This window comes from Acidovorax sp. Root267 (assembly GCF_001429215.1).
In the GTDB taxonomy this organism is placed as follows: Bacteria; Pseudomonadota; Gammaproteobacteria; order Burkholderiales; family Burkholderiaceae_C; genus Acidovorax; species Acidovorax radicis.
The window spans coordinates 47,078-69,081 of sequence record NZ_LMJC01000034.1; the positions used below are offsets into that span (position 1 = coordinate 47,078).

A 22,004-nucleotide genomic window follows, 5' to 3' on the forward strand; every position below is an offset into this window, starting at 1 on the left:
CCCTAGAGCGAGACACTGCTGACCTGTTGCCGCCGTTTGAGCAACCCGTTCTGACCAAACTGGCCCGGCAATACTCTTGGCGTGGCCCGCCGGCACATCACCCCGACGGCGTTGCTGGGGTGCTGGTCCTCGGCTGCGCCGGCCTCACCCGGGCATGGCGCCCTCTTGAATGACAAACATGAAACTGAGCTACCTGGACTTTGACTACAGCGAGGATGCGGACGGTGTGGGTACTTTTGATGCCATGGCCAGCGTGTCGTCCGCACAGATTCCCGCATTGCACGCGGAGATCAGTGCCGTGCTGGCCTGGGCACATCAGCATTTCCCCGATGCCTGCGGCCCCTCGGAAGATGGGGGCGAATGGCAATACGACCTGCAGGGTGCGCAGGAAGTCAGCACACCGCTGGTGCTGACATTTGATGAGTCCGCCGGGCAGCTGCACGCGGCGGCAGGCAGCCCCGCCCCACCCCGGACCACGATCACCCTGACGGTCAGCGGCAATGCGGCCTTTTGCGATGCGCTGCGCGAAGCCTTCGCGGTCGAATAAGCCTCCGCCAAGGGGTTAACCCCAGTTACCCGCAAAAGCCCCACGTTGCGCACAGGTTAGCGCATCGGCAAACGGCAAACTCTTGGCACCGCTACAGTTGCGACTCATCAGTTCAACTCATTACCGGAGAGTTTCATGCTGTCTCGTCGCCACTTCCTGGGTGCAAGCCTGGCCACCACCGTATACGCCGCGGGATCCTTTGTGCCCGTCTGGGCCCAGAACGCGCCCAACTTCGGCACGCCCACCCTGCCCAGCCCCGCCTTCCGCCGCATGAAGGTGGGCGATGCGGAAGTGATCGCGTTGAACGACGGCATCACGCGCCGCCCGCTGGGCGCGGAGTTTGTGAAGAACGCACCGCTGGCCGAAGTGCGCGCGCTGCTGGCCTCCCAGGGCCTGCCCACCGACTACATCGACGTGCCCTACACGCCGTTCCTGGTGTTGACGGGCGGACGCAAGATCCTCATCGACACCGGCCTGGGCGAGTTTGGCGGCGCCACCACGGGCAAGCTGCTCGACAGCCTGCGCGCCGCCGGCTTGCAGGCAGCCGACATCGACACGGTGCTCATCAGCCACTACCACGGGGACCACATCAATGGCATCCGCAACAAGGCCGGTGAGCTGGTGTTCCCCAAGGCCAAGGTGATGGTGCCCGCGGCCGAACACGCGTTCTGGATGGACGATGCCCGCATGGCCGCAGCGCCCGCAGGCATGAAGGGCGCGTTCGAGAACGTGCGGCGCACCTTTGCCACCATGCCCGCCGACACGCTGGTGCAGTTTGTGGCCGATGCGGAAGTGGCGCCGGGCATCAAGTCTGTGGCGGCCTACGGCCACACGCCAGGACACACGCTGTTTGAGCTGACTTCGTCAGGCCAGAAGTTCTTTTACGTGGCGGACCTGACCAATGTGCCTGCGCTGTTTGCCCGCAACCCCGACTGGGCCGTGACGTTTGACATGGACGCCGAGGCCGCGCGCAAGGTGCGGCGCGAGGTGTTCCAGCGCATTACCGCCAGCAACGCCATGCTGGGCGGTTTCCACTTCCCCTTCCCGGCCTTTGGCCGCGTGGCGGCGTCGGGCAACGGCTATGCCTTCCAGCCTGCCGCCTGAGCCCCGCGTTGCCCGCCGTGCGGTGTTGGGCGCCGGGCTGGCCTTTGCCAGCCTGCGCAGCTGGGCAGCCCAGGACGCGGATGCCGAGGCCCTGTTGCGCAGGGGTGGTGTGGTGGCAGCCTTCCGCCACTCGCTGGCCCCTGGCACGTTTGACCCACCCGGGTTTCGCCTGGGTGACTGCAGCACCCAACGCAATCTGAGCGAAGAAGGCCGGGCGCAGGCGCGGCGCGTGGGCATGTGGTTTCAACAAAGGCAACTGCAGCCGGGCAAGGTTTTTTCGAGCCCCTGGTGCCGCTGTGTGGACAGTGCCACCCTTGCCTTTGGTACGCCCCAGGTCTGGCCTGCGTTGGGCTCGCCCCACGGCAGCCCAGAGACCACGGGAGCGAGCCATCTGCGGGAACTGCGCGCGGGACTCTCTGCTGCATCGCTGCGGGCGGGCCGTTTTGAAGTGTGGTTCACCCATATGTTTGTGCTGTCCGATCTGGCAAAGACCAACACCAGTTCGGGTGAAGGGCTGATCCTGCGAGCAGATCGCAGCGGCAAGACCGAGGTGCTGGCACGCCTTGCGGTACCGGCCTGACGAGGTGACCTGCCGGCGCCCCTGAATGGGTAACGGGCGGGCATTGCAGCGGGCCGTTCGCCTACATCGGGCGCGAAAGAAGAGACTATCCTCAAGTCACGCTGCTGTGCCGGATGCCCCGGCATGCAGCGCACGAAGGACATGCCCATGGCAAACACCCAAAGCCCTCCCCTGCAGTTAAATACCCGCAACGCTGCCACCTGGCCCGCCCCCTACCCCGCGCCAGCGGCCCCGGAAGCCCAACCGAGCCATGACCGCGTGCGCATGGAACTGCAGATTGATCTGAGCTACGAGGTGGACCAGCACGGCGCTGATTTTGTCTTCAACATCCACGCTGCGCAGACACCCAACCAGTCTGTGAGTGCGGAACGCCTGGTCATCAACCAGCCCATCGCCCACCACGTTCATACCGATCCAGCCACGGGCAACCGCTACCTGCGGTTGCATGGCGAGCCTGGCACGCTGGAGCTAACGTATTCCGCCACGGTGGATATCAACCACTACCGCGTCGACCCCGCCCAACTGCCAGAAGTGCCGGTGAGGCGTCTGCCACAGGAGGTGATGGGCTACATCTACCCCAGCCGGTATTGCCAGTCCGACCGGCTGCTGCGCCTGGCTACGAATGAGTTTGGAGCCCTGTGGCAAGGGCACAGCCGGGTGCAGGCAATATGCGACTGGGTGCAGCGGCATGTGGCGTTCACGTCCAACACGTCCAACTCGAACACCTCTGCGGTGGACACGCTGGTGGAGCAGGTGGGCGTCTGCCGCGACTTCGCCCATCTCATGATTGCGTTGTGCCGCGCCATCAACATCCCGGCCCGCTTCACCACCGGAACCGACTATGGCGCTGACCCGGCCCTCGGACCGCCCGATTTTCATGCATATGTGGAGGTGTACCTGGGCGACCGCTGGTACATCTTTGACCCGTCTGGCACGGCGATCCCCATGGGCCTGCTGCGTTTTGGCGTGGGGCGGGATGCGGCGGACGTCGCCTTTGCCACCATCTTTGGTGGCGTGTGGGCCAAGCCGCCCGTCATCCGCACGACTGCCATCCAAGACGCAGCGCGGGGTTTTGAACTGCCTCGCCACTGCACGCAGGCCCTGTCCACCGACCATGGCGCGGGTGTGGCTGCAGGCGTGGCTGCAGGTTTTGTCACCCCCTAAAGGTCCTGCCAAACACCGGTCAAAATCCCGGCGACCCGGCTGTGGCCTAAAATCTCCCTTTTTTCCACCAACTCTGAGACCTACCATGGGCAACAAGATCGTCACCGAAGCAGACCGCAAGCGCACTCCCCGCCCTACGCCCGTGCCCGGCTACACCCTGCCAACCGGCGGCCGTGGCCAACGCGTGAGCCTGGAGCGCGGTGTGGCAACCCGCAGCAAGAAGAACCCTGGCAAGCGCTCCAAGAAGGGCGGCTGATCGCCAGATCGCCAAGGGCCGACTGCGGTGGGTCCTCTGCAAAAAGCCCTCGCCAGAGGGCTTTTTGCTTTTCAGGGCCGTCCTTGCCACCCGCAGGTTTGTACCGCGCCCCGGCAAACTGTTCAAATGTTCACCCATGATCACCGTCCACCACCTTGAAACCTCGCGCTCGCAGCGCGTTCTCTGGCTGCTCGAAGAACTGGGCGTTCCCTACGAGCTCAAGATCTACCAACGCGACAAGGCCACCAAGCTGGCCCCGCCCGAGCTCAAGAAGATCCACCCGCTGGGAAAATCCCCGGTGATCACTGACGGCAAGGAGGTCATCGCCGAGTCTGGCGCGATCGTCGAATACCTGGTGGAGACCTACGGCGCCCAGGCGGGCGGTGACCTGGCCCATCTGCAACCAGCGCCGCGCACGCCAGAGTACCGCCAGTGCCGCTTCTGGATGCACTACGCCGAGGGTTCGCTCATGAACTGGCTGGTGATGAAGCTGGTGTTCATGACGATTCCGACCCAGCCCATGCCCTTTTTCGTCAAGCCCATCGCCAAAGCCCTGTGTGGCAAGGTACAGGAAAAGGTGATTGACCCCAACGTGAACACCGCGCTCGACTTCATGGAGCAACACCTGGGCAACCACCGCTGGTTTGCGGGCGAGCACCTCACCATGGCGGATTTTCAGATGAGCTTTGCGGTGGAGGCCGCCCTCTCGCGCGCCAGCAAGGCCAGCGCCTGCCCCAACCTGCAGGCCTACAAACAGCGCATGGAGGCGCGCCCCGCCTACCAGCGTGGCATTGCCAAGGGCGGCCCGGTGGTGATGTCGGCCTGAGAACCTGCGGACAAGACATGCAAGACGAGCACGCGCCTGCGGCCACCTACTCCGTGCTTTTTGTGTGCATGGGCAACATCTGCCGCAGCCCCACGGCCCACGGCGTGTTCCGGCACAAGGTGGTTCACAGTGGTTTGGCCGATCAGGTGCGTGTGGACTCGGCGGGCACCCACAATTACCACCCCGGCGAGGCGCCGGATGACCGCAGCCAGCGGCACGCGGCGCAACGGGGCTACGACCTTTCCAGCCTGCGCGCACGGCAGATGCTGCCCAGGGACTTCGGGCAACACGACCTGATCCTGGCCATGGACTGGGACAACCTGACACTGGCGCAAGAGCGTTGCCCGCCAGAGCACGCCCATAAGCTGCGCCGCATGACCGAGTTCTGCCAACAGTTCGACAGCCCCGTGGTGCCTGACCCTTACTACGGCGGGGCCGCTGGCTTTGAAGAGGTGCTGGACCTGGTGGAAGACGCCTGTGAAGGGCTGCTGCACCACGTGCGGCAGCAGTTGCAGTTGCGGGCCCGGCCCCGTTAGTGCACATCTAAGCCGCGCGCACCCCACATACCAGCACACCCGGGTCGTTGTGCGCCAGTTCCCGGTCGTTCTTGGCCTGGGCTACTTCCATGTCGCGCGGCAGGGTCACGCCGTTTTTGACGGCCAGGATTTCGGCCATCACGCTCACCGCAATCTCGGGCGGCGTCTTGCTGCCGATGTAGATGCCAATCGGCCCACGCAGGCGCGCCAGGCTTTCTTCGGTCTGGTCGAAGTGTTCGATCATGCGGGCATGGCGCGCCTCGTTGTTGCGGCGCGAGCCGATGCCGCCTACATAAAACGCGTCGGTGTTCAGCGCCTCCAGCAGCGCCAGGTCATCGAGCTTGGGATCGTGTGTGAGGGCCACCACACAACTGCGCCGGTCTGGCTTGAAGGCCAGCACCACGTCGTCGGGCATGTCGCTCACCACGGTGGCAGCGGGCACGTTCCAGCTGCCACGGTATTCCTCGCGGGGGTCGCACACTGTCACCGCAAAACCATTGAACAACGCCATGGTGGCCAGGTACTCCGCCAGCTGGCCTGCGCCGATCAGCAGCATCCGGTACTCGGGGCCAAAGGTGTTGGTCAGCTTCTCGGCATCCACCACCAGCTCGGTCGGCGCTGCCGCAGGCGTCAGCGTGGCCACCCCATCGGCCAGGCGCACACTGCGCTGCATCAGGCGCCCGGCTTCCAGCGCGGTGATCAGTGTTGCCAGGCTATTAGGGTCAGGGTCGTACTCCAGCAGCAACTCCAGCGTGCCGCCACAAGGCAGCCCGAAGCGGTGCGCCTCGTCCGCGGTGACGCCGTATTTCACAAATGTCGGCGGGCCACTCGGAATGCAGTGGTCTTTGCCCACATTCGCCGTGGGAACGCCCTGCGCATAGGCCCGTGTATGGCGGTCAATCAGGTCGTCCTCAATACATCCGCCCGAGACCGAGCCCACCACAGACCCGTCTTCACACAGCGCCATGATGGAGCCCACCGGCCGGGGTGAAGAGCCCCAGGTGCGCACCACCGTCGCCAGCAGCGCCCGCCGCCCGGCGGCCCGCCAGCCCTGCAGCGTGCGCAACACCATTACATCCAGATTTTCCATCGTTTCATCACCCATTCATTGCCACGGCTCACTCAGAATTCCGCCATCCACACCCGCCGCGTATGAAGCCGCACGGCACCCATACCAGCGCCACCGTGGATCCGGCTTTGCCGGTCCACCGGAGGCGTCCCCCTCAGGGGGATGACGCGAAGCGGCACAGGGGGAGCCCAGTCCCCGGCACAGGGGGAGTCAATTGATCGCCCAGGCTACCAGCACCAGCGCCGCCGCGCCCACCACCCACACCCAAACCGGTATGCCGCTGGGGGGAATATCCTCCCCCGCCGACGCCGCCAGCGCCCCAGGCTCGGTGGGCGCTTCGGAAGAGGCCGCACCATCGTCCGCCGCTGCGCGCGGATGGCGGCGCTGCATCTCGTTGTCAAAGCGCTTGAAAAAATCCTCGGCCATGCTCTTGGCGGCGCCGTCGATGAGCCGCTGGCCCAGCTGCGCGATCTTGCCGCCCACCGTGGCATGCACGGTGTAGTGCAGCTCGCAGCTGGCCTGCCCTGCGGCATCGGCGGGCAAAGGCACCAGTTTGACTTGTGCATTGCCTTTGCCAAATCCAGCCACGCCACCCGACCCGTCAAAGGCAATGGTGTAGCTCTCGGGCGGCACGATCTCCGACAGCGTGATCTTGCCTGCGAACTTGGCAGACACGGGCCCAATCTTGAGCGCCATGGCGACGGCGTACTGGTTGTCACCGGTCGCCTCGACCTTGTCGCAGCCAGGGATGCACAGCTTGAGCACTTCAGGATCGTTGAGCGCCTCCCAGGCCTGCTGCTGGCTCACGGCAAGGGTGCGGCTGGCTTGCATTTCCATGGTGGATTCCTCTCGGTGTATGGACGATGGTTGTCTCTGAAATCAGTCACTGCCGGAGCACGGCAGCCAGGCTGGCCGCCAGGTCCTGCAGGCGGCTCAGGTTGTGCACGGCCACCATGCCGTGGGCCTGGCGGTGCAGCTCGGCCGCGCCGCGTGCCGTGGGCGCATAGCCCTCAAATCGCAACAGCGGGTTGAGCCACAGCAACCGGCCACAGTGGCGCCGCAGCCAGCCCAGTTCCTGCGCCAGCACCTCGGGCGTGCCCGTGTCCAGCCCGTCGCTGATCAGCAGCACCAGGGTGCGCCGCCCCACCAACCGCCGGGCATGCTGCAAACGCAGCTGCGCCAGGCTGTCACCCATGCGGGTGCCCCCGGCAAAGTCACTGATCGAATGGCTGGCCACCTGCAGCATCGCGTCGGTGTCGGCCAGGCGAAAGGCCGGCGTGAGGTCGGTCAGCCCGGTGCCGAACGCGAACACATCCCGGCGCACGGCGTCACCGGTGTGGCGCGGCGCGGTGGCTGCATGCAAAAAGGCGAGCAGCAGCCGCGCGTAGCGCTCCATGGAGCCCGACACATCCACCAGCACCAGCAGCGGCAGCGGTTGCTGACGCCGCTGCAGCAGCGGGATGCGCAGCACCTCGCCCCCGTTGCGGGCCGCGTGGTGCATGGCGCCCGGCCAGTGCGGGCGGCTTCCGCGCCCACCGGGCCGGGTACGTCGGGCCGCGTAGCGCGGCAGGGGCAAGGGCACCTCGCGCGCCAGGCGCTCCACCAGCAGGTATTCGCTGGCCGAAAGTTGGTTGAAGTCCGCGTGGCGCAGGCGCTGCAGGTCGCTGGCCGTCATGGCCGCATCGAAATCGATCTTCTCGTCCTCGCGCGGCGGGGGCGCGTTGCGGGCCGCACGCACGGGGGCCAGCGCCTCACTCACGCGCGGGCGGCGCTTGGCGGGCTCGGCCTTGGACTCCGCGCTGGGCAGCATCTGCGCGAGCAGCTTCTGCGCCACGTTGGGGTTGCGAAAGTACGCGTCGAACAACTCGCGGAACACCAAACGGTCCTGCTCGCGGCTGACCAGCACCGCCTCTAGTGCGGCGCTGAAATCCTCACGCCGCAGGCCCACCAGCATCACCGCCTGCTGGGCCAGCGCCATGCGGGCGGCGTCCACGCGCACTCCGGCGCGGCGCAAGGTACGGCCAAAGCCGCTCAGGTTGTCGGCCAGCTTGCCAGTCCGGGCATCGCCCAGTTGGGAAATGGTCTTGCCCTCTGCCACGGCTGCGCCCTCAGGCATCGACATCAGCGGGCTGCAGCAATTGCACCGCCATGTCGCGCGTGAGCGCCGCCACATCCTCGCGCTGCTTGAACAAAATGCCTGCGGTGTCGGACACCACTTCCGGGTCCACCACGATGGTGTCGAGCGCCACCAGCGCCTTGGCCCATTCCACGCTTTCGGCAATGCCCGGCGCGCGCTGGAAGGCGTTGGCAAAGGGCTGGCTGCGCAGCCGGTGCACAAAATCCGCCACCTGGATGGCCAAGGCGGCGCTGGCATCCGGCACCTGCGCACGCACGATGGCCAGTTCGCGCTCGCGCTCGGGGTAGTCCAGCCAGTGGTACAGGCAGCGGCGCTTGACGGCGTCGTGCAGGTCGCGCGTGCGGTTGCTGGTGAGCAGGGTGACGGGCGTGGCGCCGGCGCGCACGGTGCCGATCTCGGGGATGCTGACCTGGTACTCGCCCAGGTATTCAAGCAAGAACGCCTCGAAGGGCTCGTCGGCACGGTCCACCTCGTCGATGAGCAGCACCGCGCCCGGCGCCGGGGCCTGCAGGGCCTGCAGCAGGGGGCGGCGGATGAGGTAGCGGTCCTGGTAGACCTCGCGCTCGACCTGCGCCATGTCTGCCCCGCCTTGGCCCTCGGCTGCACGCATGTGCAGCAACTGGGCCGCGTAGTTCCATTCATACAGCGCCTCGCGCTGCTCCAGCCCGTCGTAGCACTGCAGGCGGATCAGGCTGCGCGCGAGCACCTCGCTCAGGGCCCGGGCCAAAGCGGTCTTGCCTACGCCAGGTTCGCCCTCCAGCAGCAGCGGGCGCTGCAGCTTGAGCGCCAGGTACACCGCTGTGGCCAGGCGCCGGTCGGCAAAGTAGCCCACGCGCTGCAAGGCCTGCACCAATGCGTCGATAGAAACCGGAATGGGTGCGGCGCTGGAGGAAGTCATTGCTACGTAATTAATAGCTACAAGCGCTTATGAATCAAGCGCTGGAGGCCAATTTCATTCAAAAACACCCACCCCCAGGTGCCGCGCGGTGGTGGCGGGTTCTCCCACCCATCAACCCAACATCTGCTCCACGGCCCGCTGGGTTTGCACGCTGATCAGGTTGGCGCGGTAGGCAGCACTCGCGTGGATGTCGCTGTTCAAGTCACCCGCGTCGATCTGCACCGCCGCGGCCGATGCTGGCGTGAAGTTCTGGTTGAGCGCAGCTTCCAGCCCTGCATGGCGGAACACGCTGCTGGCGGCGCCAGTCACAGCCACCCGCACGCCGCCATCCGTCTGAGCGACAAACACGCCCACCAACGCGAAGCGCGACGCCGCCTGCTTGAACTTCAGGTACTTCGCGCGCTTCGGAATCGGAAAGCGGATCGCGGTGAGGATCTCGCCCTCTTCCAGCGCGGTGGTGTACATGCCCACAAAGAAATCATCCGCCGCAATCTCGCGCTGGTTCGTGATCACCGTCGCACCCAGGCCCAGCACGGCGCTGGGGTAGCAGGCCGCAGGGTCGTTGTTGGCCACCGACCCGCCCAGCGTGCCGCGTGCCCGCACCTGCCTGTCGCCGATGTGCGCGGCCAGGTTGGCCAGCCCGGGGATGGCGGCTTTCACATCCGCGCTGTTGGCCACGTCCATGTGGCGCGTCATGGCGCCGATGACCAGCGCGTTGCCCTCGCGGCGGATACCGGCCAGTTCGGCGATGTTGTTCAGGTCGACGATCTTCTCGGGGTTGGCCAGGCGCAGGCGCATCGACGGCAGCAGGCTCTGCCCGCCCGCCAGCAGCTTGCCACCCTGGGCGATGAGCTGCGCGGCGGCGGTGGTGGACGATGGGTTTTCGAAGGTGAAGGCGTACATGGTGTGTCTCCTTAGGCCTTGGCTTGTTGGATGGCTTCCCACACGCGGTGCGGCGATGCGGGCATGTCGAACTCCTTCACACCCAGCGGGTGCAGCGCGTCGAGCAAGGCGTTGATCACCGCAGGCGGGGACCCAATGGCCCCGGCCTCGCCGCAGCCCTTGGTGCCCAGCGGGTTGTGCGTGCAGGGCGTGCACACGTGGCCCAGCTTGAACTCGGGGAAGTCATCAGCGCGCGGCATGGCGTAGTCCATGAAGCTACCGGTGAGCAGTTGGCCTGTCTCGCGGTCGTACACACAGTTTTCCATCAACGCCTGGCCGATGCCCTGCACCAGGCCGCCGTGCACCTGGCCTTCGACGATCATCGGGTTGATGATGGTGCCGAAGTCGTCCACGGCGGTGAACTTATCCACGCGCGTGCTGCCGGTGGCGGGGTCCACCTCCACCTCGCAGATGTAGGTGCCTGCGGGGAAGGTGAAGTTGGTCGGGTCGTAGAAGGCTGTTTCGTTGAGCCCGGGTTCGAGCTTGTCGAGCGGGTAGTTGTGCGGCACGTAGGCCGTGAGCGCCACCTGGCCGAACGGGATCTTCTTGTCCGTGCCGCGCACCGTGAACTCGCCGCCGCTGAAGTCGATGTCGGCGTCGCTCGCCTCCATCAGGTGGGCCGCGATCTTCTTGGCCTTGGCCTCGATCTTGTCCAGCGCCTTCATGATGGCCGCGCCGCCCACGCTGATGGAGCGCGACCCGTAGGTGCCCATGCCGAAGGGCACACGGCCCGTGTCGCCGTGCACGATGTCCACGTTCTCCACCGGGATGCCCAGGCGCGCGGCCACCACCTGTGCAAAGGTGGTCTCGTGCCCCTGGCCGTGGCTGTGCGAGCCGGTGAACACCGTCACGCTGCCCGTGGGGTGCACGCGCACCTCGCCGCATTCGAACAGGCCCGCGCGCGCACCCAGGGCGCCTGCGATGTTGGATGGCGCGATGCCGCAGGCCTCGATGTAGCTGCTGTAGCCGATGCCGCGCTTCAGGCCCTTGGCCTCGCTGGCCGCCTTGCGCGCGGCAAAGCCCGCCACGTCGGCCAGCTCTTGCGCCTGCGTCATGCACGCGTGGTAGTCGCCCACGTCGTACTGCAGCGCCACGGGCGTCTGGTAGGGCCAGCTGGTGATGAAGTTGCGCTTGCGGATCTCGTCCTGCGGCAGGTTCATCTCCCAGCCGCAGCGCGAGACCAGGCGCTCGAGCAGGTAGGTGGCCTCGGGCCGGCCCGCGCCGCGGTAGGCGTCGACCGGCGCGGTGTTGGTGAACCACGCGTCCACCTCCACATAGATCTGCGGCGTGGTGTACTGGCCCGCCAGCAGCGTGGCGTACAGGATGGTGGGCACGGCACTGGCAAAAGTGCTGAGGTAGGCGCCCATGTTGGCGTCGGTGTGCACGCGCATGGCCAAAAACTTGCCGTCCTTGTCCATCGCCATCTCGGCATGGCTCACATGGTCGCGGCCGTGCGCGTCCGACAGGAACGACTCGCTGCGGTCGGCCACCCACTTGATGTTGCGGTTGAGCTTCTTGGCCGCCCAGGTCAGGCACACGTCTTCGGCATACAAGAAGATCTTGGAGCCAAAGCCCCCGCCCACATCGGGTGCAATCACACGCACCTTGTGCTCGGGCAGGCCCATCACAAACGCCGTCATCAGCAGCCGCTCCACGTGCGGGTTCTGGTTGCTGACGTACAGCGTGTATTCGTCGTTGGCGCGGCTGTACGAGCCAATGGCGGCGCGCGGCTCCATCGCGTTGGGGATGAGCCGGTTGTTGACCAGATCCAGCCTGGTCACATGCGCGGCGTTGGCAAAGGCCGCATCCACGGCGCCCTTGTCGCCAATGGCCCACTTGTAGCAGTGGTTGTCGAGCGCGGCATCGTGCAGGCCTGCGCCGGCTACGGTGCCTGCTGCGGCATCGGCCACACTGACCACGGCGGGCAACACGTCGTAATCCACCTCCACCAGCTCGGCCGCGTCGCGCGCTTGCTGCTGCGTGAGGGCCACGACCATGGCCACGTGGTCGCCCACATAGCGCACCTTGCCCTGGGCCAGGATGGGGTGCGGCGGCTCCTTCATGGGCTGGCCATCGGTGCTGGTGATGAGCCAGCCGCAGGGCAGGCCGTTGATGTTGTCAGCCGCCACGTCGGCACCGGTGAACACGCCGAGCACGCCGGGTGCGGCCTTGGCTGCATCCACGTTGATGCTGTTGATCTTGGCGTGCGCGTGCGGCGAACGCACAAACACCGCGTGGCTTTGCGCCGCCAGCACCACATCGTCGGTGTACTGGCCCGCGCCGGTCAGGAAGCGATAGTCTTCCTTGCGCTTGAGCGATTCGCCGATGTGCGGCAGCTTGGAAAAGTCGGATGCACCCATGGTTCTTCTCCTTTGTGTTTAGGCCGACGCCATGGCTTTTTGGCCAACCTGCACTGCGCGCACGATGTTCTGGTAGCCCGTGCAGCGGCAAATGTTGCCTTCGAGCAGCTCGCGGATCTCGCCTTCGCCAACGTTGGGGTGGTTCTTGCACAGGTCCACCGCGCTCATCACCATGCCGGGGGTGCAGAAGCCGCACTGCAGGCCGTGGCATTCCTTGAACGCCGCCTGCATGGGGTGCATGGTGCCGTCAGCGGCTGCCATGCCTTCGATGGTGGTCACCTCGGCCCCCTGGGCCTGCACCGCCAGCATCGCGCAGGATTTGACGGCCCGGCCGTTCACATGCACCGTGCACGCCCCGCACTGGCTGGTGTCGCAACCCACATGGGTGCCGGTGAGCAGCAGGTGCTCTCGCAGCGCATGGACAAGCAGGGTATTGGGGGGGACGTCAACACTGGCAGCGCGCCCGTTGACCGTGAACTGGACTTGCATCTGGCTGTCTCCTGGAATGGTTTTGGCTGGATTGGCATTGCGCATCTTCTGCCGCGCCCCACCACCCATCCCTAGGGACAACCCTAGATTTCCGAGGGTCCTCGCTGGATATTCTCAAAATGAAACATGTTGCAGCGCACACCGGCGCATCATGCGCAGCTCAAGGATTCGGTTCACCATGCTGTCCTCCGCGCCCACCTCCCCCACCCACCGCCATGCGCTCATTGCACAAGCCCGCCAGACCTTGCTGGCGGACGGCGCAGCGCCCCTGCGCGCAGAGGTGGAGCCTTGGATTGCGCGGTCGTGGCAACGCTGCCTGGCCCAGGGGCTCCATCCCACCCAACGTGTGGCGTTTGATGCCGTCAGTGCCACGGCGCTTCGCCGCAGCCGGGAGCAGAACCAACACTTGCTGCGCGCGGCACGGCCCGTGCTGCAGCAGCTCACCCGCGCCATTGCGGGCATGCACTACTTCGCCATGCTGACCGACGCACGCGGCATCGTGGTCGATGTGCAAGGCCATTGCGACCAGGGCGACCCGCGCGCCAGCGCCATCGGCCGCGTGGGCATCGACCTGTCCGAAGCGGCCGTGGGCACCACCGCCATCGGCGCAGCGCTGGCCGAGCTGCAGCCCGTGTGGCTGCACCGGGGCGAACATTTTTTTGACGACAACGCCAGCTACAGCTGCGCAGGCGCCCCCCTGTTCGACCCCCAGGGCCAGTGCGTGGGCATGCTGGACCTGACCGGCGTGGATGTGCCGGAGCGGCCCGAGCTGCGCCACCTGGTGGCCCGGTCGGCCCGCGCCATGGAAGACGCCTTGCTGCGGCAGTTGCCCCATGCCCTGCTGCTGCGCGTGAACTGGCCCGGTTGCCCGCTGGGCAGCGAGGGCGACGGCCTGCTGACGCTGGACGGCGATGGGTTTGTGGTGGGCGCCAACAGCATGGCCCGCCAACTGGTGCCCCAGCCGCTGCGCACGCCGGGGGCACCCACCCATGCCAGCGACCTGCTGGCCCTGCCATGGGCCATGTTGTTCGATGCTGCCCGGCGGCACCCGGCGCAGCCGATCGATTTGCCCCTGTGGTCGGGCCTGCGCCTGCAGGCTTTGGCGCAACTGCCAGAACACGCCCGTGGCGCCAGCCCTGTCGCCACCCTGTCCCCGGTGCTGGCGGGGCCCCCCCCCGCCGCAGCGCCACTGCGCGAGGCCGAAACCGCCCTGATTCGCCAGGCCGTGCAAGACGCCCGTGGCAACGTGGCAGAAGCCGCCCGCGTGCTCGGCATCAGCCGCGCCACGGTGTACCGCAAACTAGGCCATCCCAAGGGGTTTTGATCGGCAGCGGGGACGCTGATCGGCGGTGCACAGCGAAAAATTTGAGCCAAATTTGCCCCTAGCGCTTACTAGAAAAGCGCCAATAGCTATCAAATAAATAGCAAACCACGCCAGCGACAGGTCTGGCGTCAGACCTCGGCCAAGGCCAGTACCACGGCGTTGTCTTCCACCACCAGCACGACCGGGCTGCCCGCGCGCAGGCCACTGCCGGGCGCCGCAAAGCCCACCATCTGCAAGCCACCCACAAGTTCGGCAGACACCTCGTCGCCGGATTCGCCCCGCACCACGCGCGTGGCTTTTGCTGGCAGGCGATGGGTACCGGGGGCATTGACCAATGCCCCCGCAGACGCCAGGCGCCCTCCCCGCTCCACCCGCACTGCCGTGGCCTTGCACAGCGCCTGCACGGCCAGCCCAGGCTGCAGATCCAGCAGCTCTGCGCTCTCACGGGTGATGCGGGAGGCCAGCACCGCACCATCTGCACCACCGGCACCATCGACCCCGAGGCGCAGCTGCACCCCCACGATCTGCCCCTGCATCAACAGCCGCTCGACCACACAGGGCAATTGGTTGCGCATGCTGGTGCGCACCGCCAGCCGCGCCAGCGCAGGGCCCGCGTGCGGCGTGGCCTGCCAGCGCGAGAGCACGGCCCCCCGCGCCTGCGCCATCGCATCGGCCGCCGCCAGCAGCTGGTGCCCCGCCTCGGTCAGCTGCGCGCCGCCGCCCCCCGCCCCGCCCACGGCCCGGGCCACCAGCGGCGTGCCCGCCAGGTTGGTGAGCGTGTCCACGGCCTGCCACGCCGCCTTGTAGCTCACGCCCACGGCACGCGCGGCCTGCGAGATGGAGCCACAGACGCCGATCTGGCGCAGGATGTCGATGCGTTTGTCGGCCAGGGCATGGCCCAGCGCATCCGTGAGGGAATGAGAAACAACAGGCATCCGTGGATGATGCCTGAGCGGCCCCTTCACGCGTTCTCTTCACGCAGCCTTGCGGTGCAGCCCCGTGACCGGTTTTGCAAGCTTCTGCTGGCGCGCCAGCGCGCCGTCCGCAGCAGCCTTCAACAACCGCTGGAACGAGGGGCATTGCGCGTGGCTCTCCGCCGGGCAGGCCGCCGCGTGCCGCAGGCCATTGCTCATGGCCTTGAGGCGTTTGACCATGGCATCGAGTTCATCGGCCTTGGCCGAGAGCAGTTGCCTGTCGATGCTGGGCTCGCCGCTGGGCAAAAACATGGCGCGGATGTCATCCAGCGAGAAACCCGCCGATTGACCGAGCGCGATCAGCGCCAGCTGGTCCAGCACGCCCGGCGCAAACCGGCGGCGCTCTCCGGGCTGGCCCACGGAGCGCAGCAACCCTTTTTCCTCGTAATACCGCAGCGTGGATGCCCGCAGCCCGGAGCGCTTGGCGACTTCCGCAATGTCCATCAAAAACCCCTTGACTTCAAGTTGACTTGAACTTCTATATTCCATTCAAAACCTCCTTCCGTCAACTTTTCGAGGTGTTTTGATGACTCTCTCACTGCAAGACATTCCACTCGCCATGCTCCTGGGCATCGGCGCCACCGCCGTCATGGATGCCTGGCTTTTGTTGCTCAAAAGGCTGGGTGTGCCCACGCTCAACTTCGCTTTCATCGGCCGCTGGGTAGGCCACCTGGTGCGCGGCCAGATCGCCCACGCCGCCATCGCCAAGGCAGCTCCGGTCCGGGGCGAACTGGCCTGGGGCTGGCTCACGCACTACGCCGTGGGTGTGGCCTTTGCCGGGGTGCTGCTGTTCCTGCAGGGCGCCGCCTGGGTCCACAGCCCCACCCTGCTGCCCGCGCTGGCCGTGGGCATGGGCACCGTGGCGGCGCCGCTCTTGGTGATGCAGCCCGCCATGGGCTCGGGCTTTGCCGCATCGCGCACCGCTACGCCGCTCAGGAACTGCCTGCGCAGCCTGGTCAACCACACCGTGTTTGGCTTTGGCCTGTACCTGTCCGCGCTCGCCATCGCCCTGGTGTGATGTCGCGACGACGCATCCCCACTCTTTTCCCCCTCGAAACCACCTGTCTGGATTCCATGCAATGAAAACCATCGCCATCATTTATCACAGCGCCCACGGGCACACCGCCCACATTGCCCGCCAGGTGCTGGAGGGCGCCCAGGGCGTGCCCGGCATCCGGGCCGATCTGCTCCAGGCCGAAGACCTGGCCCATACGCCCGATGATCTGCTGCGCTACGACGGCTTGATCCTCGGCTCGCCCACCTACCTGGGCGGGGTGTCCGGGCCGTTCAAGACGTTCATGGACGCCACCGGGCGTCTGTGGAAAACGCAGCAGCTCAAGAACAAGCTCGCGGCGGGCTTCACCGTGTCGTCACTGCCTGCGGGCGACAAGCAGTCCACGCTGCTGTCGATGTTTGTGTTTGGCATGCAGCACGGCATGGTGTGGGTGGGCAACCCCATCCTGCCGGAACAGCATTCCGGGGTGCCGTACGACGAAGCGGCCAACCGGCTGGGCTCCTGGTCGGGCCTGATGGCGCAGGCGGGCCATGGTGCAGCGCCAGACGCATTTGTGCCAGGCGACACCAAGACCGCCCGAATGTTCGGCCGGCATTTCGCAGAGACCCTGCAGCGCCTGGGCGGTGTGGCCATGACTGAGCAGCCTGGCGAGCAGGTCGCGGCATGATTCCCGCCCGCTACGGCCCCGTGCTGTTCAGCCTGATCCTGTCGGGCGTGATGTCGCTGCTGGTGTCCGGCATCTCCACGTTTCGTACCGTGCCGGTGGACCAGGGGTTTCTGGGTCTCTGGGCGGGTGCTTGGCTCACGGGGTGGCTGCTTGCCTTTCCTGCAGTGATGCTGGCGGCGCCGCTGACGCGCAAGCTGGTGACGCTGCTCACGGTCCGGGACCCCAACGGATCAGGACACGGATGACGTGTGGTGGCAACACCCATCGCTGCAGGGAAACGGCGTTTCGCACCGTCCAAAAAGCCGGTACGCTGTGGCCCCATGTCCTTGCCCGCGCTGCCCGCCCCACCCACCCTGCGCCTGAACCTGCGCACGTGGCTGCTGGGCCTGTCGTTGCTGACCACCCTGCCCCTGCTGGTGTTTGCGCTTTCGGTGGTGTGGGAGTTCAAGGAGTTCCAGCAGCGCGCCCTGGTGGAGCAGCTGGAACGCCACAGCGATGAACTGGCCCACGCCGTGGCCGAAAAGCTGCACAGCACCCTGGGCACCCTCAACGCGCTGGCCGAGTCCGACGCCGCCCTGGCGGTGGACGTGCCGAGCCTGTACGCACATGCGAAGCGCATTGTCGCGCGCGACCCCGACATCCGCGCCATCACCTTGGTCACCCAGGACCGCATCCTGTTTCTGACGGCCGCGCCCCTGGGCCGCACTGGCATGCCCGTGAACGCCGCCGACCGCGTAGAAGCGGCGCTGCGCACCCAAAGCCCCAACGTGTCGGGGCCGTTTTCCTCCCCGGTGAGCCCGATCCAGGTCGTGGCCCTCACCGTGCCATTGGCACGCGAAGGCGAGGCCACGTACGCCCTGCGCGGCATCTTGGCCGTGGAATCCCTCAACAGCCTCGTGGCAGCAGAACGCCTGCCCAAAGGCTGGATTGCCGGCATTGCCGACGCCGAAGGCACCGTGGTTGCGCGCAGCCATGATGCCGCGCGGTACGTGGGCCACCCGGCCAGCGCCTCGTTCCGGCAGGGCATCCTGGCCACAGGAAAACCCACCGCATTCCTGGGGTCCACACTGGAAGGCACCCCCACCATGAACCTGGTGCGGCCCGTGTTCGGCTTCGACTGGTACCTGGGCATGGCCGTGCCACAGACCATCCTGCACGCCCCTCTCGCAGAAATGCTGTGGCACATGGCCGGGCTGGGGTTGCTCTGGGTGGGCCTGTCGCTGGTGGCGGCCATGACGTTCTCGCAATATCTGCTGCGCCAGATGAAAACCGTGGCCCGCGCCATCAATCAAACCGGCGAAGCGCCGCTGCAGTCCAGCACGCCATTGCGAGTATCAGAGCTGGCCGCTCTCGTAGGGAAGTTCCACGCCACCCAACGCAGCGAAGCCGCCATGCGGGGCGACCGCGACGTGGCCGTGATCGCGCGCGAGCAGGTGCAGGACCTGTACGACCACGCACCCTGTGGCTACCACTCGTTGGACCAGGAAGGCCGCGTGCTTCGCATGAACCTGACCGAGCTGCGCTGGCTGGGCCTTCCTCTCGCGCAGGTTCAGGGCCGCGCCTACGCCGACTTCCTGACACCCACAAGCCAGCAGATCTTTCAGGAGCGCTTTCCCCAGTTCATGCGCGAAGGCCACGTCAAAGACCTGGAGATGGAGCTACAAAACGCCTCAGGCGCGGCCATGCCCATTCTGGTGAGTGCCACCGCGATCCAAGACACCCAGGGAAACTTTGTGGCCAGCCGTTCCACGGTGTTCGACCACACCGAAAAGAAGAGGGTGCAGGCCCAGCTGGAACGCATGGCACGCAGCGACGCGCTGACCGAGCTGAGCAACCGGCGCGACTTCTACGACAAGGCCGAACACGAAATCGCGCGCAGCCACCGGTCTGGCCAGCCGTTTTGTGTGCTCATGCTCGACGTAGATTTTTTCAAGAAGGTCAACGACCACTATGGGCATGCTGGTGGCGACGACGTGCTGCGGCAACTCGCTCGGCTTCTAGTGGCGCAGCTGCGCGTGGTGGACATGCCCGCCCGCTTCGGGGGCGAAGAGTTCGCAGTGCTCATGCCGGGCACCCCGCTGGCCGAGGCTACCCACGCAGCCGAGCGACTGCGCATTGCCCTGCAGGCCACGGCGGTCGCCCTGCGCGATGGCCAGGAGGTCTACATCACTGCCTCCATCGGGCTGGCGCAGTGGTGTGCCGACGACACGGGCATCGACGCCACACTGAAGCGGGCCGATGCGGCCCTCTACCGCGCCAAGGCGACGGGACGCAACCGGGTGTGCGTCGAAAGCTGAGGCCACGCGCAGGAGACTGGCGCCGAAGGGCGCGTCTATACTTTCGCTATTCACAAACAGAATAGCGCTTCTTGCGCCCTGCCCCCATGCCACATCCCTTCGCACACGCCGCTCGCACCTTCGTGGCGGTTGGCTTCGTTTTCGGCGCACTTCAAACGGCGCAGGCCGACACCGTTTCCGTCGCGGTGGCCGCCAATTTCACAGCCCCCATGCAGAAGATCGCCGCCGCTTTTGAGGCCGACACCGGCCACAAGGCGGAACTCTCGTTCGGCGCCACCGGCAAGTTCTACGCGCAGATCACCCACGGAGCGCCGTTTCAGGTGCTGCTGTCGGCCGACGACACCACGCCCGCCAAGCTGGAGCGCGAGGCCAAGGCCGTGGCCCACTCGCGCTTTACCTATGCCGTGGGCACGCTGGTACTGTGGAGCGCGCAAGCCGGCATCGTGGATGCGCAGGGTGATGTGCTCAAGAAAGGCAACTTCAAGCACCTGGCCATTGCCAACCCCAAGCTGGCGCCCTATGGCGCGGCGGCCATGCAGGTGATGGACAAGCTGGGCGTGGCCGACGCCCTGCAGCCACGCTTGGTGCAGGGGGAAAACATCGCCCAGACCTTCCAGTTTGTCTCCACCGGCAACGCGCAGCTGGGCTTCGTGGCGCTGTCGCAGGTGATGGCCGATGGAAAGATCCGCAGCGGCTCGGCCTGGCAGGTGCCCGCCAGCCTGCACGACCCCATCCGCCAGGATGCGGTGTTGCTGGCACCCGGCAAGGACAGCGCGGCGGCCACCGCACTGCTCACCTACCTGCGCGGCGACAAGGCGCGCGCGATCATCCAGTCGTACGGCTATAGTTTCTGAGGGAGCGCGACTACCAAAGCCCTTCTGGCGTGGGTGCCCCGTCTTGCCGTACCTCTGGTACTGTCTGCGCCGGAGCGCCCGGCCAGAGCCGCTTTGCTGAGCTTTGCCCGCTGCTCAACAGTCAACAAACATCCCCGACAATCCACTCGCTACAACCATGCCGTTTTCCAGCGCCGATCTGGCGGCCATCGGCCTCACGCTGCGGCTGGCGGGCACCACCATGGTGCTGCTGCTGGTGCTGTGCACGCCGCTGGCCTGGTGGCTGGCGCACACGCCTTCGCGCTGGCGCGGCCCGGTGTCGGCCATGGTGGCGCTGCCGCTGGTGCTGCCGCCCACGGTGATCGGGTTTTACCTGCTGGTCACGCTGGGCCCCAACGGACCCTTGGGGCAGTTCACGCAATGGCTGGGGCTGGGCACCCTGCCCTTTACGTTCTGGGGGCTGGTGGTGGGCTCGCTCATCTATTCGCTGCCCTTTGCCGTCCAGCCGCTGCAACACGCTTTTGAAGCCATTGGCCAGCGCCCGCTCGAAGCGGCGGCCACGCTGGGTGCGGGGCCGCTGGACCGGTTCTTTACGGTGGCGCTGCCGCTGGCGCGTCCGGGATTCATCACCGCCGCGATCCTGAGCTTTGCGCACACCGTGGGCGAATTTGGCGTGGTGCTCATGCTGGGCGGCAACATCCCTGGCGTGACGCGTGTGGTGTCGGTGCAGATCTATGACCATGTCGAGGCGCTGGAATACACCCAGGCCCACTGGCTGGCCGGGGGCATGGTGCTGTTTTCATTTGTGGTGCTGCTGGGTTTGAACCTCACTCGCCGCAAAACATCGTCGATGGTGCAGTGATGGAAGCCCCCGCCTCTTCCTCGCAGATCACCGCGCAGCTGAAGCTGGCCCACCCCGGCTTCACGCTGGACGTAGACCTGCAACTGCCCGGCCGTGGCGTGACCGCTCTCTTCGGTCCCTCAGGCTGCGGCAAGACCACCTGCCTGCGCGCCATTGCCGGGCTTACGCGCGCACAGCCTGGCCGTGTGGTGGTCAACGGTGATGTGTGGCAGGACGATGCACAGAAAATATGGCGGGCCGCACACGAACGCGGACTGGGTTATGTGTTCCAGGAGGCCAGCCTGTTCGACCACCTGAGCGTGCGCGGCAACATCGACTATGGCCTCCGGCGCACGCCCCCCCCACGCCGCAAGGTGGCGCTCGAGCAAGCGGTGGAGCTGCTGGGCATTGGCCCCCTGATGGATCGCAGGCCCCAGGCCCTGTCGGGCGGCGAGCGCCAGCGCGTGGCCATGGCACGCGCGCTGGCCACCAGCCCCCGCTTGCTGCTCATGGATGAGCCCCTGGCCGCCCTGGACGCGCAGCGCAAGGCCGAGGTCCTGCCCTATCTGGAACGGCTGCAACGCACCCTCGACATCCCCATGCTGTATGTGAGCCACGCCATCGACGAGGTGGCCCGGCTGGCAGGGCACATGGCGCTGATGCGAGAGGGCCGCGTGCTGGCCCAGGGCCGCACCGATGAACTGATCGTACGACTGGACCTGCCCCTGGCCCATGGCGACACCGCCGCTACGGTGATCGAAGGCACCGTGCAACAACACGATGCACACGACCACATCACCACCGTGGCATTCGGCGGCGGGCACCTGCTGCTGGTCAGCCCCGCGGCACGCGCCAGGGGTGAGCGCATCCGGCTGCGCGTGCAGGCGCGCGATGTGAGCCTGGCGCTCACCGCTCCGAGCGACACCAGCATCCTCAACGTCCTGCCAGCCACCGTGGTGGCCCTGGGCGAAGACAGCCCCGGACAGATGATGGTGGCACTGGACGCGGGCGCCATACGGCTGCTGGCGCGGGTCACCCAGCGTTCCGCCCAGGCGCTGGCGCTGTCCCCAGGGCTGGCCGTTTTCGCGCAGGTGAAGGGTATTGCCATCGTGAACTGACTGCGACATCCCAGGACCCTGCCCAAG

At 66.5% G+C, this 22,004-nt stretch carries 24 protein-coding genes; 15 read left to right on the forward strand and 9 right to left on the reverse strand.

The genetic code is table 11. From position 1 onward, the window contains the following. The first annotated feature begins 178 nt into the window (after nucleotides 1–178). The 7 genes from ASE39_RS24760 to ASE39_RS24785 all read left to right on the forward strand — a co-directional run bounded on the left by ASE39_RS24760 (nucleotide 179) and on the right by ASE39_RS24785 (nucleotide 5,013). Nucleotides 179–547, forward strand: a complete 369-nt coding sequence (locus ASE39_RS24760) for a hypothetical protein (RefSeq protein WP_057272873.1) — start codon at nucleotides 179–181, stop codon at nucleotides 545–547. A 135-nt stretch (nucleotides 548–682) separates the two neighbouring features. Beyond that, a complete protein-coding gene (locus ASE39_RS24765) occupies nucleotides 683–1,651 on the forward strand; it encodes an MBL fold metallo-hydrolase (protein ID WP_057272874.1) in 969 nt (322 codons plus the stop codon). Further along, complete coding sequence (locus ASE39_RS24770; protein WP_057272875.1) at nucleotides 1,629–2,231, forward strand: histidine phosphatase family protein; 603 nt, start codon at nucleotides 1,629–1,631, stop codon at nucleotides 2,229–2,231. Before ASE39_RS24765 ends, ASE39_RS24770 begins: the two co-directional genes overlap by 23 nt. A gap of 264 nt (nucleotides 2,232–2,495) precedes the next feature. After that, entirely contained in the window at nucleotides 2,496–3,395 is a 900-nt protein-coding gene (locus tag ASE39_RS24775; protein ID WP_035196774.1) for a transglutaminase family protein, read from the forward strand. Between the two features lie 85 nt (nucleotides 3,396–3,480). Next, a complete protein-coding gene (locus ASE39_RS26960) occupies nucleotides 3,481–3,651 on the forward strand; it encodes a hypothetical protein (RefSeq protein WP_010459758.1) in 171 nt (56 codons plus the stop codon). Between the two features lie 136 nt (nucleotides 3,652–3,787). Then, complete coding sequence (locus ASE39_RS24780; protein ID WP_057272876.1) at nucleotides 3,788–4,477, forward strand: glutathione S-transferase; 690 nt, start codon at nucleotides 3,788–3,790, stop codon at nucleotides 4,475–4,477. Nucleotides 4,478–4,494: 17 nt separating this feature from the next. Then, a complete protein-coding gene (locus tag ASE39_RS24785; RefSeq protein ID WP_057272877.1) occupies nucleotides 4,495–5,013 on the forward strand; it encodes a low molecular weight protein-tyrosine-phosphatase in 519 nt (172 codons plus the stop codon). Between the two features lie 7 nt (nucleotides 5,014–5,020). Here the strand turns inward: ASE39_RS24785 and ASE39_RS24790 are convergent, their stop codons facing one another. The 7 genes from ASE39_RS24790 to ASE39_RS24820 all read right to left on the reverse strand — a co-directional run bounded on the left by ASE39_RS24790 (nucleotide 5,021) and on the right by ASE39_RS24820 (nucleotide 12,908). Then, the gene (locus ASE39_RS24790; RefSeq protein WP_057272964.1) at nucleotides 5,021–6,103 is read right to left on the reverse strand and encodes an XdhC family protein; all 1,083 of its coding nucleotides are present in this window, start codon (nucleotides 6,101–6,103) and stop codon (nucleotides 5,021–5,023) included. A gap of 189 nt (nucleotides 6,104–6,292) precedes the next feature. After that, nucleotides 6,293–6,919, reverse strand: a complete 627-nt coding sequence (locus ASE39_RS24795) for a carbon monoxide dehydrogenase subunit G (RefSeq protein ID WP_010459765.1) — start codon at nucleotides 6,917–6,919, stop codon at nucleotides 6,293–6,295. 46 nt (nucleotides 6,920–6,965) lie between these two features. Further along, complete coding sequence (locus ASE39_RS24800; protein ID WP_057272878.1) at nucleotides 6,966–8,204, reverse strand: VWA domain-containing protein; 1,239 nt, start codon at nucleotides 8,202–8,204, stop codon at nucleotides 6,966–6,968. Continuing rightward, a complete protein-coding gene (locus tag ASE39_RS24805) occupies nucleotides 8,191–9,117 on the reverse strand; it encodes a MoxR family ATPase (RefSeq protein ID WP_057272879.1) in 927 nt (308 codons plus the stop codon). Before ASE39_RS24805 ends, ASE39_RS24800 begins: the two co-directional genes overlap by 14 nt. A gap of 111 nt (nucleotides 9,118–9,228) precedes the next feature. After that, a complete protein-coding gene (locus tag ASE39_RS24810; protein WP_057272880.1) occupies nucleotides 9,229–10,020 on the reverse strand; it encodes a xanthine dehydrogenase family protein subunit M in 792 nt (263 codons plus the stop codon). 11 nt (nucleotides 10,021–10,031) lie between these two features. Continuing rightward, the gene (locus ASE39_RS24815) at nucleotides 10,032–12,419 is read right to left on the reverse strand and encodes a xanthine dehydrogenase family protein molybdopterin-binding subunit (protein WP_057272881.1); all 2,388 of its coding nucleotides are present in this window, start codon (nucleotides 12,417–12,419) and stop codon (nucleotides 10,032–10,034) included. An 18-nt stretch (nucleotides 12,420–12,437) separates the two neighbouring features. Then, nucleotides 12,438–12,908, reverse strand: a complete 471-nt coding sequence (locus tag ASE39_RS24820; protein WP_057272965.1) for a (2Fe-2S)-binding protein — start codon at nucleotides 12,906–12,908, stop codon at nucleotides 12,438–12,440. Between the two features lie 178 nt (nucleotides 12,909–13,086). Here ASE39_RS24820 and ASE39_RS24825 point away from each other — a divergent pair, with 178 nt between their 5' ends. After that, on the forward strand, nucleotides 13,087–14,232 hold the full coding sequence (locus ASE39_RS24825) for a helix-turn-helix domain-containing protein (protein WP_057272882.1): 1,146 nt from the start codon (nucleotides 13,087–13,089) through the stop codon (nucleotides 14,230–14,232). Nucleotides 14,233–14,360: 128 nt separating this feature from the next. Here the strand turns inward: ASE39_RS24825 and ASE39_RS24830 are convergent, their stop codons facing one another. Together ASE39_RS24830 and ASE39_RS24835 are read right to left on the reverse strand one after the other, a co-directional pair. Then, nucleotides 14,361–15,167: a TOBE domain-containing protein gene (locus tag ASE39_RS24830; protein ID WP_057272883.1), complete on the reverse strand. Its 807-nt coding sequence runs from the start codon at nucleotides 15,165–15,167 to the stop codon at nucleotides 14,361–14,363. A 39-nt stretch (nucleotides 15,168–15,206) separates the two neighbouring features. Further along, nucleotides 15,207–15,650, reverse strand: a complete 444-nt coding sequence (locus ASE39_RS24835) for a helix-turn-helix domain-containing protein (RefSeq protein WP_057225491.1) — start codon at nucleotides 15,648–15,650, stop codon at nucleotides 15,207–15,209. Between the two features lie 82 nt (nucleotides 15,651–15,732). On the opposite strand from ASE39_RS24835, the gene ASE39_RS24840 reads away from it, so the two are divergent. The 7 genes from ASE39_RS24840 (at nucleotide 15,733) to modC (ending at nucleotide 21,977) form a co-directional block, all read left to right on the forward strand. Then, on the forward strand, nucleotides 15,733–16,224 hold the full coding sequence (locus ASE39_RS24840; protein WP_057272884.1) for a DUF2938 domain-containing protein: 492 nt from the start codon (nucleotides 15,733–15,735) through the stop codon (nucleotides 16,222–16,224). Nucleotides 16,225–16,285: 61 nt separating this feature from the next. Continuing rightward, on the forward strand, nucleotides 16,286–16,888 hold the full coding sequence (locus tag ASE39_RS24845; RefSeq protein ID WP_057272885.1) for a flavodoxin family protein: 603 nt from the start codon (nucleotides 16,286–16,288) through the stop codon (nucleotides 16,886–16,888). After that, the gene (locus tag ASE39_RS24850; protein WP_057272886.1) at nucleotides 16,885–17,133 is read left to right on the forward strand and encodes a DUF2798 domain-containing protein; all 249 of its coding nucleotides are present in this window, start codon (nucleotides 16,885–16,887) and stop codon (nucleotides 17,131–17,133) included. The genes ASE39_RS24845 and ASE39_RS24850 overlap by 4 nt, the downstream gene beginning before the upstream one ends. Before the next feature lie 75 nt (nucleotides 17,134–17,208). Next, nucleotides 17,209–19,185: a diguanylate cyclase gene (locus ASE39_RS24855; RefSeq protein ID WP_057272887.1), complete on the forward strand. Its 1,977-nt coding sequence runs from the start codon at nucleotides 17,209–17,211 to the stop codon at nucleotides 19,183–19,185. A gap of 86 nt (nucleotides 19,186–19,271) precedes the next feature. Beyond that, on the forward strand, nucleotides 19,272–20,039 hold the full coding sequence (modA, locus tag ASE39_RS24860) for a molybdate ABC transporter substrate-binding protein (protein WP_242421566.1): 768 nt from the start codon (nucleotides 19,272–19,274) through the stop codon (nucleotides 20,037–20,039). Between the two features lie 157 nt (nucleotides 20,040–20,196). Next, nucleotides 20,197–20,880, forward strand: a complete 684-nt coding sequence (modB, locus tag ASE39_RS24865) for a molybdate ABC transporter permease subunit (protein ID WP_010459794.1) — start codon at nucleotides 20,197–20,199, stop codon at nucleotides 20,878–20,880. Next, complete coding sequence (modC, locus tag ASE39_RS24870; protein WP_057272888.1) at nucleotides 20,880–21,977, forward strand: molybdenum ABC transporter ATP-binding protein; 1,098 nt, start codon at nucleotides 20,880–20,882, stop codon at nucleotides 21,975–21,977. Before modB ends, modC begins: the two co-directional genes overlap by 1 nt. Nucleotides 21,978–22,004: the final 27 nt, after the last annotated feature.